The organism is Gordonia sp. NPDC003425, from assembly GCF_053588635.1.
In genome coordinates this window covers 24,415-38,227 of record NZ_JBSFQI010000002.1, presented here as the reverse complement: position 1 = coordinate 38,227, position 13,813 = coordinate 24,415, and the positions used below count along the sequence as shown (strand labels likewise).

12 protein-coding genes are annotated in these 13,813 nt (G+C 67.0%); 4 read left to right on the top strand and 8 right to left on the bottom strand.

The annotated features are described in order from the left end of the window. Window positions 1–43: 43 nt before the first annotated feature. Window positions 44–1,867 carry an ABC-F family ATP-binding cassette domain-containing protein gene (locus tag ACWDTD_RS02685; protein WP_449745523.1) on the top strand — a complete coding sequence of 608 codons (1,824 nt, stop codon included), beginning with the start codon at window positions 44–46 and terminating at the stop codon, window positions 1,865–1,867. Between the two features lie 397 nt (window positions 1,868–2,264). Here ACWDTD_RS02685 and ACWDTD_RS02680 read toward each other — a convergent pair whose 3' ends face one another. Then, window positions 2,265–3,014 carry an alpha/beta fold hydrolase gene (locus tag ACWDTD_RS02680; protein ID WP_449745522.1) on the bottom strand — a complete coding sequence of 250 codons (750 nt, stop codon included), beginning with the start codon at window positions 3,012–3,014 and terminating at the stop codon, window positions 2,265–2,267. 127 nt (window positions 3,015–3,141) lie between these two features. On the opposite strand from ACWDTD_RS02680, the gene ACWDTD_RS02675 reads away from it, so the two are divergent. Beyond that, a complete protein-coding gene (locus tag ACWDTD_RS02675; protein WP_449745521.1) occupies window positions 3,142–4,140 on the top strand; it encodes an enoyl-CoA hydratase/isomerase family protein in 999 nt (332 codons plus the stop codon). Window positions 4,141–4,183: 43 nt separating this feature from the next. On the opposite strand, the gene ACWDTD_RS02670 is transcribed toward ACWDTD_RS02675, so the two are convergent. From ACWDTD_RS02670 to ACWDTD_RS02650, 5 genes are all read right to left on the bottom strand, one after another. Continuing rightward, on the bottom strand, window positions 4,184–4,993 hold the full coding sequence (locus tag ACWDTD_RS02670; protein WP_449745520.1) for a hypothetical protein: 810 nt from the start codon (window positions 4,991–4,993) through the stop codon (window positions 4,184–4,186). 10 nt (window positions 4,994–5,003) lie between these two features. After that, a complete protein-coding gene (locus ACWDTD_RS02665; protein WP_449745519.1) occupies window positions 5,004–6,635 on the bottom strand; it encodes a peptide chain release factor 3 in 1,632 nt (543 codons plus the stop codon). A gap of 76 nt (window positions 6,636–6,711) precedes the next feature. Beyond that, on the bottom strand, window positions 6,712–7,077 hold the full coding sequence (locus ACWDTD_RS02660) for a cupin domain-containing protein (protein WP_449745518.1): 366 nt from the start codon (window positions 7,075–7,077) through the stop codon (window positions 6,712–6,714). A gap of 12 nt (window positions 7,078–7,089) precedes the next feature. Continuing rightward, window positions 7,090–8,313 carry an acyl-CoA dehydrogenase family protein gene (locus tag ACWDTD_RS02655; protein WP_449745517.1) on the bottom strand — a complete coding sequence of 408 codons (1,224 nt, stop codon included), beginning with the start codon at window positions 8,311–8,313 and terminating at the stop codon, window positions 7,090–7,092. Next, entirely contained in the window at window positions 8,301–10,418 is a 2,118-nt protein-coding gene (locus ACWDTD_RS02650) for an acetate--CoA ligase family protein (protein WP_449745516.1), read from the bottom strand. The genes ACWDTD_RS02655 and ACWDTD_RS02650 overlap by 13 nt, the downstream gene beginning before the upstream one ends. A gap of 191 nt (window positions 10,419–10,609) precedes the next feature. Here ACWDTD_RS02650 and ACWDTD_RS02645 point away from each other — a divergent pair, with 191 nt between their 5' ends. Continuing rightward, window positions 10,610–11,251, top strand: coding sequence for a TetR/AcrR family transcriptional regulator (locus tag ACWDTD_RS02645; protein ID WP_449745515.1), 642 nt, complete (start codon window positions 10,610–10,612; stop codon window positions 11,249–11,251). Here the strand turns inward: ACWDTD_RS02645 and ACWDTD_RS02640 are convergent. Both ACWDTD_RS02640 and ACWDTD_RS02635 read right to left on the bottom strand, forming a co-directional pair. Further along, window positions 11,194–12,357 carry an ABC transporter ATP-binding protein gene (locus tag ACWDTD_RS02640; RefSeq protein WP_449745514.1) on the bottom strand — a complete coding sequence of 388 codons (1,164 nt, stop codon included), beginning with the start codon at window positions 12,355–12,357 and terminating at the stop codon, window positions 11,194–11,196. The genes ACWDTD_RS02645 and ACWDTD_RS02640 overlap by 58 nt on opposite strands. Next, window positions 12,354–13,526 carry an aspartate aminotransferase family protein gene (locus ACWDTD_RS02635; protein WP_449745915.1) on the bottom strand — a complete coding sequence of 391 codons (1,173 nt, stop codon included), beginning with the start codon at window positions 13,524–13,526 and terminating at the stop codon, window positions 12,354–12,356. Before ACWDTD_RS02635 ends, ACWDTD_RS02640 begins: the two co-directional genes overlap by 4 nt. On the opposite strand from ACWDTD_RS02635, the gene ACWDTD_RS02630 reads away from it, so the two are divergent. After that, a complete protein-coding gene (locus ACWDTD_RS02630) occupies window positions 13,413–13,709 on the top strand; it encodes a hypothetical protein (protein ID WP_449745943.1) in 297 nt (98 codons plus the stop codon). The genes ACWDTD_RS02635 and ACWDTD_RS02630 overlap by 114 nt on opposite strands. Window positions 13,710–13,813 lie beyond the last annotated feature (104 nt).

Below are 13,813 nucleotides of genomic sequence, written 5' to 3'. Positions count from 1 at the left end.
CCATCGGTGTCGGGGTTGCCGGCGACATTGATAGCCTCGACCGGTGCCGCCTGCCACCACCTCCGCGCTGATCAACGCCGACCGTGTGAGCAAGAGCTACGGCATTCGTCCGCTGTTGGATGCGGTGAGTCTGGGCGTTCACGAGGGTCAGCGCATCGGAGTGGTGGGACTCAACGGTGGCGGTAAGACCACGTTGCTCGAGATCCTGGGCGGGATCACCGAACCCGACAGCGGTCGGGTGTCGCGGGCCGGTGGCATCAAGGTGGCGGCCGTCACCCAGCGCGGCGAGTTGCCCGCGGGCGCGACCGTCGCCGACGTGGTGGTCGGCGGTCCGGGTGTGGCCGTGCACGAGTGGGCCGGTGATCCGCGGGTCCGCGGCATCCTCGCGGGCATCGGGATCGACGGGCTGCTCGATGCCCGCGTCGACGAACTCTCCGGCGGTCAGCGACGCCGTGTCGGGTTGGCCGCGGCGCTGGTCACCGACGCCGACGTGTTGATCCTCGACGAGCCCACCAACCACCTGGATGTCGAGGGGGTGCAATGGCTGGCCGAGCATCTGGTGGCCCGCCGCAGCGCACTCGTCGTCGTCACCCACGACCGCTGGTTCCTCGACACGGTGGCGATGCGCACCTGGGAGGTGCACGACGGGCGGGTCGACGAATACGAGGGTGGATACAACGACTGGATCTTCGCCCGGGCCGAACGCGCACGCATGTCCGACGCCGCCGAAGAACGACGCCGCAATCTGGCCCGCAAAGAACTCGCCTGGCTGCGACGCGGTCCGCCGGCACGGACATCCAAGCCCCGCTACCGTGTGGAGGCCGCCGAGAAGCTCATCGCCGATGTGCCGGCGCCGCGTGATTCGGTGAGCCTGTCGGCGTTTGCGCGCCGACGCCTCGGCCGGGTGGTGATCGAGCTGGAGGACGCCCACATCGAGACACCGGCGACCGAGGGGTCCGGTGCGCGTCGGGTATTGCTCGACGACCTGACCTGGCGGCTGGCGCCGGGCGAGCGGGTGGGTTTGGTGGGGGTCAACGGTTCCGGGAAGACCACGTTGCTGCGTGCGCTGGCCGGCGAGGTCGACGTGGCGCCGGGTCGGCGCATCGAAGGTGTCACCGTCGAGATCGGTTGGCTGCGACAAGAACTCGACGATCTGGACCCCGATCAGCGTGTGCTCGACGCGGTGGAGTCGGTGGCAACGCGGATCATGGTGGGCGACAAGGAAATGTCTGCCGCCCAGCTTGCCGAGCGACTCGGATTCTCCCCGGCAAGGCAGCGAGTCCCGGTGGGTGATCTCTCCGGCGGCGAACGCCGGCGACTGCAGTTGACCCGCATCCTGATGGCCGAACCGAACGTTTTGCTGCTCGACGAACCGACCAACGACCTCGACATCGACACTCTCCAGCAACTCGAGGACCTCCTCGACAACTGGGCGGGGACACTGGTGGTGATCAGTCACGACCGTTACCTGATCGAGCGCATCTGCGACAGTACGTGGGCATTGTTCGGCGACCGGAAGCTGACGAATCTGCCGGGTGGAATCGAACAGTATCTGCAGAGGCGCAAGGAGATCGAGGCACGTGATCGTGCCACCGGCAAGTCGGCGGCGAAAACGGCCGACGATGCCGAACCGCCCTCCTCCGGGTTGAGTGCCGCCGAACACCGTGAGGCGCGGAAGAATCTCAATCGCCTCGAACGCCGGATCGGTCAGCTCTCCGACCGCGAGGAGAAACTTCACGCCGAACTCGCCGACGCGGCAACCGATCCCGAGCGGCTGGTCACTCTCGGAACCGAATTACGTTCGGTGACAGAGGAAAAAGACGACGCCGAGGCGGAATGGCTCGAGGTGGCCGAACAGCTCGAATGATCGCGTCGAGCGTGCCCACATCCGCGTTGAGCGTGCCCACATCCGCGTTGAGCGTGCCCACATCCGCGTTGAGCGTGCCCACATCCGCGTTGAGCGAGCCCTCGGGTGGTGGTTTCGACAAGCTCAACCAGCGGGAACGACAAGCTCAACCAGCGGGAACGGTGACCTCAGCCAGCGGGAACGGCGACCTCAACGGGTGGTGGTTTCGACAAGCTCAACCAGCGGGAACGGCGAGCTCAACCAGCGGGAACGGCGACCTCAACGGGTGGTGGTTTCGACAAGCTCAACCAGCGGGAACGACGACCTCAACCAGCGGGAACGGCGAGCTCAACGGGTGGTGGTTTCGACAAGCTCAACCAGCGGACGGAGACAAGCTCAACCAGCGGGAACGGTGACCTCAACCAGCGAAAACGTCGACCGAGGTGGCGAAGTCGTCGAGAAGACCGGCGGTGAGGGCCGGCTGGATGAGTGGGAACAGGTGCATGGCGCGCGGTACCACCACGAGTCGGCCACGAGGCGTCGCCGACACGAACCGCCGTTCGTTCACCCGGAACTGATCCCAGGCGCCGTTGACGAACAGCGCTGGGCCGCGGAAGCGGCTCGCCGCGTCGAGGGCGTCGAAGCGACTGAGTTCGGCCACCACATCGCGGATGGAGTGCAGGGCGAGCCCGCCCGCTTCCATGTCGTCGGACACCTCACGGCCCACCGCCACCCTGGTCAGCCATCGGCTGATCTGCGACGCCTGCGCCGGGAGCAGCCCCGTCACCGCTCCGAACACCTGAAACGGTGCCGCCAGCAACGGTGACGGCTGCGCGGTGGCGCACAACACGGCGAGTCCGGCGACACCGGTGGGGTTCGACGCCGCGGTGGCCATCGCGACGTAGCCACCCATCGACATTCCCGCGAGCACCGCTGGACGACCCAACCGAGCAACCGCAGCCTCCACCGCCGACACCGCGCCGTCGAGGGTGAACGTCTCGTCGGCGCGGGTGCCGTGCCCGGGCATGTCGGGACAGACGACGTCGCGGTCCGGAATCGCAGCGGCGATCCGTCGCATCGGGGCGCCGCTGACGCGAAGTCCGTGGACCAGGACGACGGGAGTGGAGGGTCGGGTCGGGGAGCGCAGGTCGAGACCGTCGGTGCTCATCGACTGTCAGTATGCACCCGATGACCGGGAATGCCGCGGCGCCGGTCACCGCGATCGAGTCGACGAATGCGAGCGAGAATCCACCGTCGGACAAAGGACGGCGACGGTCACCCGATACCGTGGGTCCATGTCGTTCATCCGCACCCAGGTGGCCAATGGTGTCGGCGAGATCATCCTCGACCGGCCCAAAGCCCTCAACGCACTCGACCAGACCATGATCGACGACATGTACGCCAAACTTCTCGCGTGGGGCGACGACGACACCATCGACACCGTGCTGGTGACCTCGGCCGGCGAGCGGGCCTTCTGCGCGGGCGGCGACATCCGCGCCATCCGCGACCACGCCCTGGCCGGTGACGCCGACGCCGTCACCCGGTACTTCAGCTCGGAGTATCGGCTCGACCAACTCATCGCCGAGTACCCCAAGCCCTACCTCGCACTGATCGACGGTGCCGCCATGGGTGGGGGACTGGGCATCAGTGTGCACGGCGAGATCCGTGTGGTCACCGAACGCGCACTGATTGCGATGCCCGAGACGGCGATCGGCTTCTTCCCCGACATCGGCTCCAGCTACTTCTTGCCGCGATTGCCCACCGGTGTCGGCATGTGGCTGGGTCTCACCGGTGCCCGAATCCGCGGTGCCGAGGCGGTGACCGTCGGTCTGGCAACACATTTCGTGCCCTCGGCCGACCTGCCCGGGGTGGCGGGCAGGATCCGCGACGGCGCCCCGCTCGTCGACGTTCTCGGCGGCGCCGCCGCTCCCGACACCGATCTGCCGCTGCGCAAGATCGGTGAATACTTCAACGACGACAACGTGATCGGGATCGTCGGTGGTCTGCGCGGAGCGGTCGGCGACGAGTGGGCGCACGAGATGGTGACGCTGCTCGACGGCGCGTCGCCGACCAGCCTCTGGGTCACCGCAGCCATGCTCGCCGCGGGCGCGAGTTCGCCGCTCGACGAATGCTTCGACCGCGAACTGCATGCGGCGGAACGCATCACGGTGACCAACGACTTTGCCGAAGGGGTGCGCGCGGTGTTGGTGGACAAGGATCGCAACCCTGCCTTCGAGCCGGCGACCATCGACGAGGTCGACCCGGCGATGATCGCCTCCATCGTCGGCGCCTGACGGTTGCCGCGCTGACGGTTGCAGCGCTGACAGTTGCTGCGGGTCAGGGCTGCAGATCGAACCATCCGGCCAGATCGACGGCCGACACTGCCGCATCGACCTGCCCCGGACCTGCCGCCGAAGGTGGTGGTGTGGTGGATTCCTCGTCGAACGGGACGTCGTCGTCCGGGTTGAGCGGATCGGTGTCGGCGAGTGTGGCACCGGGACAGTCGAAGTGCCCCGCGGCGCGTTTCGCCGACATCGCGGTGAGGCGCAGGCGGCACGTTCCCGAACTGTGGAACGTGCCATCGGCCGACAGTCCGATGGTGGCGGCGATCGGCCCGGTGAGTGGTCCCACCGTGGGTCGGCTGACACCGATCGGCGGAAGATGTTCTCCGGTCAATTCATTCACCGGGAACTCGACCTGCGCACCGTCGCCGTCGCCGCCCTTGAACACGAACAGCAGCGAGTCGGGCGGGACGTCGGGAACCGGATCCCCCCAGCGCTCGAACCGATGACACGTGGTGGTCGGCCGCGACGTCGACGTGGTGGGCGTGGCGGGCTGCGGCGGCGCCCCCTCGGGCGGCAGCGGTGTGGCAGCCAGTGGCGCAGCGGGCGTACTCGAGATGTAGATCCGGCCGCGGGTGAAGCGAAGGTCGTAACCCGTGCGGTCGATGGCGCCGGTCGGCGGCTTCTGCGCGCAGCGTTGCGCATCGACCAGCGTCGACTCGGCGGGCATCGACGACGATGCGGCAGCCGACTGTGTGCCGGTGCTGGTGGCGTCCCCGGAACATCCGGCGACCAGCGCCACCGCGGTAAGGCAGACGAACGGCAGAAGCCGCACCCCGGTTGGGCGGCCGACGGGCACCATCATCGGCGTGGAATCAATCCGCCGTCGCCACAAGGGGTTCGAGGGTGAGGTCGGCGTGTTCCTTCTCGATGTACTGCAGCCGCCACTTGTCACTGAACAGGGCCAGCAGCGCGCCGTCGGTGCGCGTGAACACCTCCACTCCCCGCTGGCGGTCGAGTTCGGGGGCGCTGTCCGCGTCGGTGCGTCGCGCCAGCGAGTAGCCGAGCGGCTCGATCACGGTGTCGACGTTGAACTCGGTCTTCATCCGTGCGGTCACCACCTCGAACTGCATGGGCCCGACGGCGGCGAGCACCGGCGAGGCGTCGCCGCGAGTGTTGTTGCGCAGCACCTGCACAACGCCTTCGCTGTCGAGCTGATCCATCGCCTTACGGAACTGCTTGTACTTGTCGGCGGTGGTGACGCGCAGCGACGAAAAGTGTTCCGGCGCAAAGGACGGGATGGGTGGGAACTGTACCCGCGGGCCGTCGAACAAGGTGTCGCCCGGCGCCAGGGCCATCGCATTGACCAAGCCCACCACGTCGCCGGGGTAGGCGGTGTCGACGGTGGAGCGGTCGCGGCCGAACACGGTCAGCGCGTACTTGGTGGCGAACGGCTTGCCGGTCTGGGCGTGCGTCACCACCATGCCGCGGTCGAATTCGCCGGACACGATGCGCATGAACGCCAGCCGGTCGCGGTGGCTGGCGTCCATCCCGGCCTGCACCTTGAACACCACGGCGCTGAACGGATCGGTCACCTCACGGACCGTGTCGTCGATGCCGGTGCGCGGACCGGGCGCCGGCGCCAGTTCGACCAGCGCGTCAAGCAGTTCCCGCACACCGAAGTTCAGCATCGCCGAGGCGAAGATCATCGGCGAGGTCTGCCCGGCGAGAAAGAGTTCCTCGTCGTGATCCTGCCCCATCTCCGAGAGCAGTTCGCTCTCTTCGACGGCGGCGATCCACGCGTCGCCCTCCCGCTCGAGCGCGGTGTCGGGGTCGATGATCTCCTCCGGTGCGATGGTGGCGCCGCCCGCGGTGCGCGTGAAGTGGATGTACTGCCCGGTCCGCCGGTCGAGCAGCCCCCGGAAATCCCCGGCGATACCGACCGGCACGTACAGCGGTGTAGGTGTGAGGCCGATGCGTTCGCTGATCTCGTCGATGAGTTCGAGCGGGGTGCGGCCGGGCCGGTCCCACTTGTTGATGATGGTGATCACCGGGATACCGCGGTGGCGACACACCTGGAAGAGTTTGAGCGTCTGCGGCTCGAGACCCTTCGCGGCGTCGATCAGCATCACCGCGGCGTCGACCGCGGTGAGCACCCGATAGGTGTCCTCGGAGAAGTCGGCGTGACCGGGGGTATCGACGAGGTTGATCACCGCGGCGGCGTCATCGGAGCCGTCGGGGGAGTAGGTGAACTGCAGCGCAGTGGAACTCACCGAGATGCCGCGCGCCTTCTCCATCTCCATCCAGTCCGACACGGTGGACTTGCGTCCCGCCTTGCCGTGGATGGCACCGGCCTCGCTGATCATGCGTGCGTGCAGCGCCAACGCCTCGGTCATGGTGGACTTACCGGCGTCGGGGTGGGAAATGATCGCGAACGTGCGACGACGTGCGGCCTCGCGTGCCACGACGCCTGCCGCTCTGGCCCCCGTCGGATCGGTAGAACTCACCCGATGAGGTTACCGGCCGCCGTCTGGTGGGGGCAAAAGGGCGTGTAGCGGCACCGATGATTCGTGTGGTTGTTGTTCAGAAGATCGAATACACCTTCAGGATCTCCTCGTGGATGTCCCACGTCCCCGACCAGCCCTTCGGAAAGAACGCACTCGTACCCGCAGCCACCTCGAGCGGTGCGCCACCGTCCTCGGTGACCGTCATCCGGCCGGCCACCACGGTGATGAACTCGTTGGTCTCCAGCAGCCACCGCGAGGGCCCCGGTGCCGAGCGCCACACGCCGACCTCGGTGTCGCCCTCGCCGGTCCACAACGTCTTGCCGTGGGTGGCCATCGCCTCGCCGGTGGCCTCGGCCAGCGGTCCCCAATCCTCGAGTTCCACCGAGGTGGGGTCGGCCACCACGATCGCGGGGATCGACACGGGATTCTCCGAAATGGTCATATTTTGTCTCCCTTATCCTGTCGCGCCCGGCACGTCGCCGGACGTCGAGGTCTGAACGCGCACCGGATCGCCGAGCAGTGCGCCGGGACCGCGGTTGAGCAACTGCCGACCGACGATGACCCGCTGGATCTCGCTGGCGCCCTCCCAGATCCGCTCGACGCGCAGTTCGCGGAACATGCGTTCGGCGACGTTCTCGCGCATGTAGCCGCGTCCACCGAACACCTGCACGGCGCGATCTGCGACGCGGCCGGCCATCTCGGAGCAGTACAGCTTGGCCATCGACGCACGCCCGTGCAGGGTTTTGCGGTCGGCGTCGGCATCGACCGACCGCGCCACCGCGTAGAGCATCGCGCGGGCGGCGAAGAGCTCCGCCGCCGAATCTGCGAGCATCGCGGCCACGAGCTGGCGGTCGCCGAGTCGGGTACCGCCCACGACGCGGGCATCGGCGAACCCGGTCATCTCGTCGACGAGACGCGAAGCCGCGCCCACGCACCGTGCGGCCACCATGATCCGCTCGTACCGAAACCAGTCCTGGGAGAACGTCATCCCTTCACCTTCGGCGCCGATGAGCTGATCGGCGGGGATGCGAACGTCGGTGAAGGAGACGATCGGATGCTCGTCGGCGATGTGATGCGAGTAGGCCGGGGTGCGCACCACCTCGATGCCCGGCGACGGCAGATCCACTACGAACAGAACGTGATCCCCGTCGTGGGGGCCGCCGGTGAGCACAGCCTGAACGAAGCAGTAATCGGCGATGTTGTAGGACGTCACATGCCACTTAACGCCGTTGACGACGTAGTGGTCGCCGTCGCGGTGGGCCGTGGCACGCAGATCGCCGACGTCGGTGCCCGCGAACTCCTCGGTGATGGCATAGCACTCGTGCCGCTCGCCGCGCACCGCCGGAATGAGCCACCGATCACGTTGTGTGGGGGTGGCCACCTCCGCCCACCACTGCGGTGGTGTGTGCATAACCCAGCCGAGCCCGTTGGTAACGCGCCCCACCTGTTCCTGCACGAGTACCTGCGAGAGCATTGAGAGTCCGGGCCCGCCCACCTCCACCGGCATGTTGGTGGCGTACAGCCCCCGGGCGATGGCCTGTTCGTGGTGATCGCCGGTGACGTCGGAAGGCAGGTGTCCACCGGCCATTTCGGCATCGACCTCCCAGCCGATGAGGTAGTCGGCGAACTGGGCGGCCCGGTCGCGCAGAGCGAGTTCGTCGTCGGTCAATCCAAACATGCGGCAGTCCGATCCTGGTGTGATGGGGTGCGTGGCGAGATGAGGACGTCGGCGGCGACGACGCCGGCGGGGCGGGCGATCACCGGGTTGAATTCGATCGCCTCGAAGGTCCCGTCGAGTTCGATGGCGATCTGCGCTACCGCGACGATGAGTTTCCCCAAGGCCTCCCTGTCGACCCCCGGACGACCCCGATGACGGTCGAGTAGGCGTCGGATGGTCAACCGGTTCACCAGATCTCGGGCGCGGTCGGCATCGATCGGGGGTAGCGCGGTGGCCGCATCACCGATCACCTCGATCAGGACCCCGCCGGCGGCGACCACCACCATCGGTCCGAACTGATCGTCGGCGATCACCCCCACCGACAGTTCCACCCCGGGCGCGGCCATCGCGTGCAGGGAGACCAGCGGACCGAGTCGCCGCGCCATGTCGGCGTAGGTGATGGCCAGTTCGTCATGATCGTCGATTCCCACGACGACGCCGCCGACATCGGACTTGTGTGCGATCCCGGGATCGGCAGTCTTGAGTACCAGCGGCCAGCCGATGTCCTCGGCAGCGGCGCGCACCTGCGCAGCGGTGCGCGCTGTCAGTGTGGGCGGTTGCGGGATGCCGTAGTCCTCCACCAGGGCGACGGCCTCGTCGACGCCGATCGGCACTCCGGTGCCGAGCCGGCCACGCCAGCGCGCGGCTCGTGCGGGATTAACGTGCACGTCGGGGAGGATTGCGGCGCAACGGCGTTCAGGTGCATCGAGCAGGTGCCGAAGCGCGAAGAGTCCCGAGCGGGTGCCCTCGAGCACCGGGATGCCCGCCCCGCGCAGGCGGTGGGCCACGTTCGGATCGATCGCCGAGGCGAGATTGGCGAGCACGACTATCGGCTCTTCGGTGGCCGACGCCACATCGACGACGGCGTCGGCGTAGTCGGTGTCGCCGTCGTACTCGGGCACCAAGTCCACCGCCAGCGCGGTGGCGCCGACGGACGGGTCGTCACTCAGGGCGTGCAGGCAATTCCGGAACAGGGCTCGCGTGTTACGGCCGGCGCCCCAGATGTCGAGCGGGTTGGTGGGTTCGAGTCCCTCGTCGAGGTGCTCGGCCAGTACCGACCGGGTCTCAGGGGTCAAATCTGCCAGTGGCGTGCCGATTTGAGTGGCGAGATCGACAGTCATGGTGCGTTCGGCGCCCGAATCGTGTGCGGTGGCCAGTCCCCGACCACCGGCGTGCGCGGTGCGGCGCGGATTGGCCAGCAATTCGATGAGATCGGCACACTCGGCCAGGTCGGAAGCGCGCACCGCGCCCAAGTCTGCGCACAGCGCATCCCACGTGGCGAAATCGCCTGCCACCGCACCCGAGTGGGCCGCCACCATCGCCGATCCCGCCGGCGAGCCACCAGTGGCCAGTATGACCACTTCGATGTCGTGAGACCGTGCCCGGTGCAACGACTCCCGGAGTCGTCGGCCGTCGCGAACGGTCTCCAAAATCAGCGCGAGCACCCGGGTGCCGCCCTCGGTGACGATGTAGTCGACGTAGTCGGCGGTGGTGGTGACCAACTCCTGGCCGGAGGAGACAGCGAGATCGTACGACAATCGCTGACGTGTCCGTAGTACGGTCGAGAACATCGATCCCGAGTGGGTGATCAGCGATACCGGGCCTGCCCTCAGATCCGCTCGCTCGAGGTAGCCCAGGGCTCGCAGGCCGGTACGGACATTCAGAAAGCCCATACATCCGGCGCCGCACAAGGCCATTCCGGCGTCGCGAGCAGTGGTGGCTATCCGGTGGCGCAGTTCGTGACCGTGGGCCGATCCGTAGACCACCGCCGAGCGTGCGCCGATCGACGCCGCGTCGTGCATCTGCTCGGGCAGCGCGGAATCGCCCACGCCGAGCATCACCAGATCGATCTCGGCGTCGAGGTCGGTGAGGCCGGGCACGCACGGACGATCGCCGATCGTTCGGTACCGGGGATTGACGTAGTAGATCTCGCGGTTGCCGCTGGAGCGACCCACCTCGGTGACCATGCGCTCGCCGAACGATCCGGCGCGCGAACTCGCGCCGACCACCGCGATGGTGCGTGCATCGAGCATCGCCGACACCGATGCGGACGAAATCTGTGGCATGAGAGTCCTGATGAGCGGGGTACGGGACGGGTGGACGGGAGTGAGAGCGAATGCATTTGACTGACTGTTCAATCTAGTGGCGTGCTATATTGCCCGCAAGAGATCTGGTGTGACATCCATGTGAATTGACCGAAACCGCTTGGGCGAGTCCGGTTCACGAAGAGGCGATGCGGTGGTGAGAGGAGCGGGCAATGGCTGACGCGGCACCGGCGACCAAGGAGAATGCGGAACGCCGAATCGGTATCCTTTCTGCGGCAGCGGGTTTGATTTGTGAACGCGGTTTTGGTGACACCCGGATCGCCGACGTCGCCAAACGGGCCGAGGTGAGTTCGGCGTTGGTGATCTACTACTTCGGCACGCGCGATCAACTCCTCGTCGAGGCGTTGCGACACTACGAGGAAGAGTTCTACACAGGCGCCTCGGCGATGATGCGCGAGTCTCCCCGGTTCGTCGACCGGCTCGACAAGCTGATCCGCTCCTGCTGCACGCCGCGCGGCAAAGATCCCTCCCCGGGCGACTGGGGACTGTGGCTCGACGTGTGGGCCACGGCCACTCGGCATCCGGAGGTGTCCGATGTGCGTGTAGAACAGGATCGCCGCTGGCGCGAGCTCGTCGAAACAGTTCTGCGCGAAGCTGTTTCCCATGGCGAGATCGAAGTGGCCGACCCGCGCGATCTGGCTGTCAGTCTCTGTGTGCTGCTCGACGGACTGGCGATCCAATGCACGCTGGGCGACAGCGAGGTGACGCCCGACCGCGGTTACGAGATCGCCATGTCCTACGTCGAGAGCGCGTTGGGTGTGGCACTCGTGAGGCCCGACCGCGTAGAGTCCTGAGTCGCCCTCGCGGAGTTGGCCAGTACCCGGGCCGCCGCCGTGGCGAAGGTGCACTGCACCGGCGTGCCGGGTGGGATCAGCGCGCGCGCACCGCGATTGGTGACCTCGACGGAGAGCGGCTCGCCGGTCGCGGTCCGCACGCGAACCTCGGAACTGGACCCCTGATAGATCACGTCGGTGATCACGGCGTCGATGGAGTTGTCGCCGGCGGCAGGTACTGAGGTGGGCTCGGTGATCTGCACCTGTTCCGGCCGGAGCACCAAGCAGGCCGCGCCCCGGACGACGCCCGGAGCGGCCACCGTGCGGATCGTGGCACCGAAGGCGCGGCACACTGCGCGATCACCCGATACCTCGAGTACCTCGACGTCCACGAGGGTCGAACTCCCGATGAAGCCCGCGACGTAACGGGTCCGCGGTGCGGTGTACACCTCTTCGGGTGTGCCGATCTGCTCGATAGATCCACCCGCCATGATCGCAATCCGGTCGCTCATTGTGAGCGCTTCCTGCTGATCGTGCGTGACGTGGATGAACGTGATGCCCACCTCGCGTTGCAGCGTGCGCAACTCGAGTTGCAGGCGGGTTCGCAGCGCGGCGTCGAGGGCGCCCATCGGTTCGTCGAGCAGGAGCACCGAGGGCCGCAACACCAGCGCCCGGGCGAGCGCGACGCGTTGCTGCTGCCCACCCGACAACTGCGCCGGACGATGCGTGGCATGGGCGGACAGACCGACGAGGTCGAGAACGTCGGCCACGCGGCGTCGCGCGTCGTTGCCGCGTACCCGGTGGTACTTGAGCCCGAACGCCACGTTCTCGGCCACCGTCATCAGCGGGAACAATGCGTAGTTCTGGAACACGGTGTTGAGCGGTCGGCGGTGCGGTGCGACATCGGTGATGTCGGCGCCGTCGAGCACGATTCGTCCCGAGTCGGCACGTTCGAAACCGGCGATCACCCGCAGTGTGGTTGTCTTGCCGCATCCCGAAGCGCCGAGCAGAGAGCAGAATTCACCTGCCGCGATGTCGAGATCGACGCCGTCGACCGCTGTGACACCGCCGAAGGACTTACGGATTGCGCGAAGGCTCACCGCTCCTGTTGTCGACGTGCCGGTCATGCGATCACCTCTGCGGCCCGGCTCGCGAGGCGGTCGAAATTCGCGATCAACCGGTCGATGTCGGCGCTGGTGTGTTGCACCGAGATGAGCCACTGCTCGGTCTTTCCCCAGGGTGGCAGGAACACGCCACCGTTGTGCTGAATCAGCCAGTGCAACTGGCCCCATCGGCCGTCGAGGTCGAGGAAACCGCGGTAGTCGGTGACAGGCCGGGGCGAGAACACCACACATCCCTTGGCGCCGACACTCATCACGTGCCAGGGGAGTCGGTGCGCGGCGATACTCGCCGAGATACCCGTGGACGCTTGTGCGGCGAGTGCATCGAGATGGCGGTACGCGGCGTCGTCGAGCACCTCGGTGAGATTTGCCCGGGTGGCGGCCATCGCAAGGGGATTGCCGTTGAACGTACCCACCTGCTCGTAGCGTTCGTCCACGATTGCCGACATGGCCTCGGCGGTACCGCCGATCGCGGCCACCGGGAGTCCGCCGCCGAGCGCCTTGGCCAGGCACACGATGTCCGGGGCCACGCCGTAGCGGCGGGTCACACCGCCGGGCCCCGTGGTGAATCCGGTCTTCACCTCGTCGAAGGTCAGGTATGCGCCGTGTGCGTGCAGCACCTCGCGGACACCGGACAGGTAGCCGTCGGCCGGTGGGATGATCCCCGCATTCATCATGACGGGTTCCACGATCATGCCGGCGATGCGACCGGGGTTCTCGTCGAACACCCGCTGCACTGCCGCGACGTCGTTGAATGGCACGATCACGGTGAGATCGGTGATGGCGCGAGGAATTCCGTTGCCGGCCGGCACACTGACGGGATGATCGGCGGGACCCGCGTCGGCGAGATCGGGCTGCACCGACACCTGGACCGAGTCGTGGTGGCCGTGATAGCACCCCTCGACCTTGATGATGAGATCGCGGCCGGTGAGGGTGCGCATCAGGTGCACCGCGTCCATGGTGGCCTCGGTACCCGAATTTGCGAACCGCCACAGCGGTAGACCCCACCGCCGGCTGAGTTCTGCGGCCACCACGATGGCGTCTTCGGTCGGTTGCGCGAAATGGGTTCCGCGCGCGACCTGACAGGTCACGGCATCGACGATCGCGTGATGGGCGTGACCGGCGATGGCGGCTCCGTAACCTCCGTGGAGATCGACGTACTCGTTCCCGTCGATGTCCCAGATATGGCCTCCTGCACCATGATCAAGCCATACCGGCTGAGGGTCAGCGATCTGCCAACTCGACGTGGCCCCGCCGGCGAGCACGGTTCGCGCGCGTCGGCCGATGTCGGATCCGACCGGTTGGCGGTGGATGAAGATGTCGCTTTCGGCCGCTATCGCCTCGTCGAGTGTCGCTGAAGCTGACGTAGATGTAACCACCGTGAAACCTCCGAACCCAGTGGACTCATTAGATTGACTGAGTGTTCAGTCGAGTGATGTTGACGTGAGCTTAGTTGGCTACC

What these genes read in the sequence shown, in the direction of transcription:
- ACWDTD_RS02680 (WP_449745522.1), bottom strand. Translation starts at nt 3,014, where the DNA reads ATGAGCACCGACGGTCTCGACCTGCGCTCCCCGACCCGACCCTCCACT.
- ACWDTD_RS02675 (WP_449745521.1), top strand. Translation starts at nt 3,142, where the DNA reads ATGTCGTTCATCCGCACCCAGGTGGCCAATGGTGTCGGCGAGATCATC.
- ACWDTD_RS02670 (WP_449745520.1), bottom strand. Translation starts at nt 4,993, where the DNA reads ATGATGGTGCCCGTCGGCCGCCCAACCGGGGTGCGGCTTCTGCCGTTC.
- ACWDTD_RS02660 (WP_449745518.1), bottom strand. Translation starts at nt 7,077, where the DNA reads ATGACCATTTCGGAGAATCCCGTGTCGATCCCCGCGATCGTGGTGGCC.
- ACWDTD_RS02655 (WP_449745517.1), bottom strand. Translation starts at nt 8,313, where the DNA reads ATGTTTGGATTGACCGACGACGAACTCGCTCTGCGCGACCGGGCCGCC.
- ACWDTD_RS02650 (WP_449745516.1), bottom strand. Translation starts at nt 10,418, where the DNA reads ATGCCACAGATTTCGTCCGCATCGGTGTCGGCGATGCTCGATGCACGC.
- ACWDTD_RS02645 (WP_449745515.1), top strand. Translation starts at nt 10,610, where the DNA reads ATGGCTGACGCGGCACCGGCGACCAAGGAGAATGCGGAACGCCGAATC.
- ACWDTD_RS02640 (WP_449745514.1), bottom strand. Translation starts at nt 12,357, where the DNA reads ATGACCGGCACGTCGACAACAGGAGCGGTGAGCCTTCGCGCAATCCGT.
- ACWDTD_RS02630 (WP_449745943.1), top strand. Translation starts at nt 13,413, where the DNA reads ATGGGTTCCGCGCGCGACCTGACAGGTCACGGCATCGACGATCGCGTG.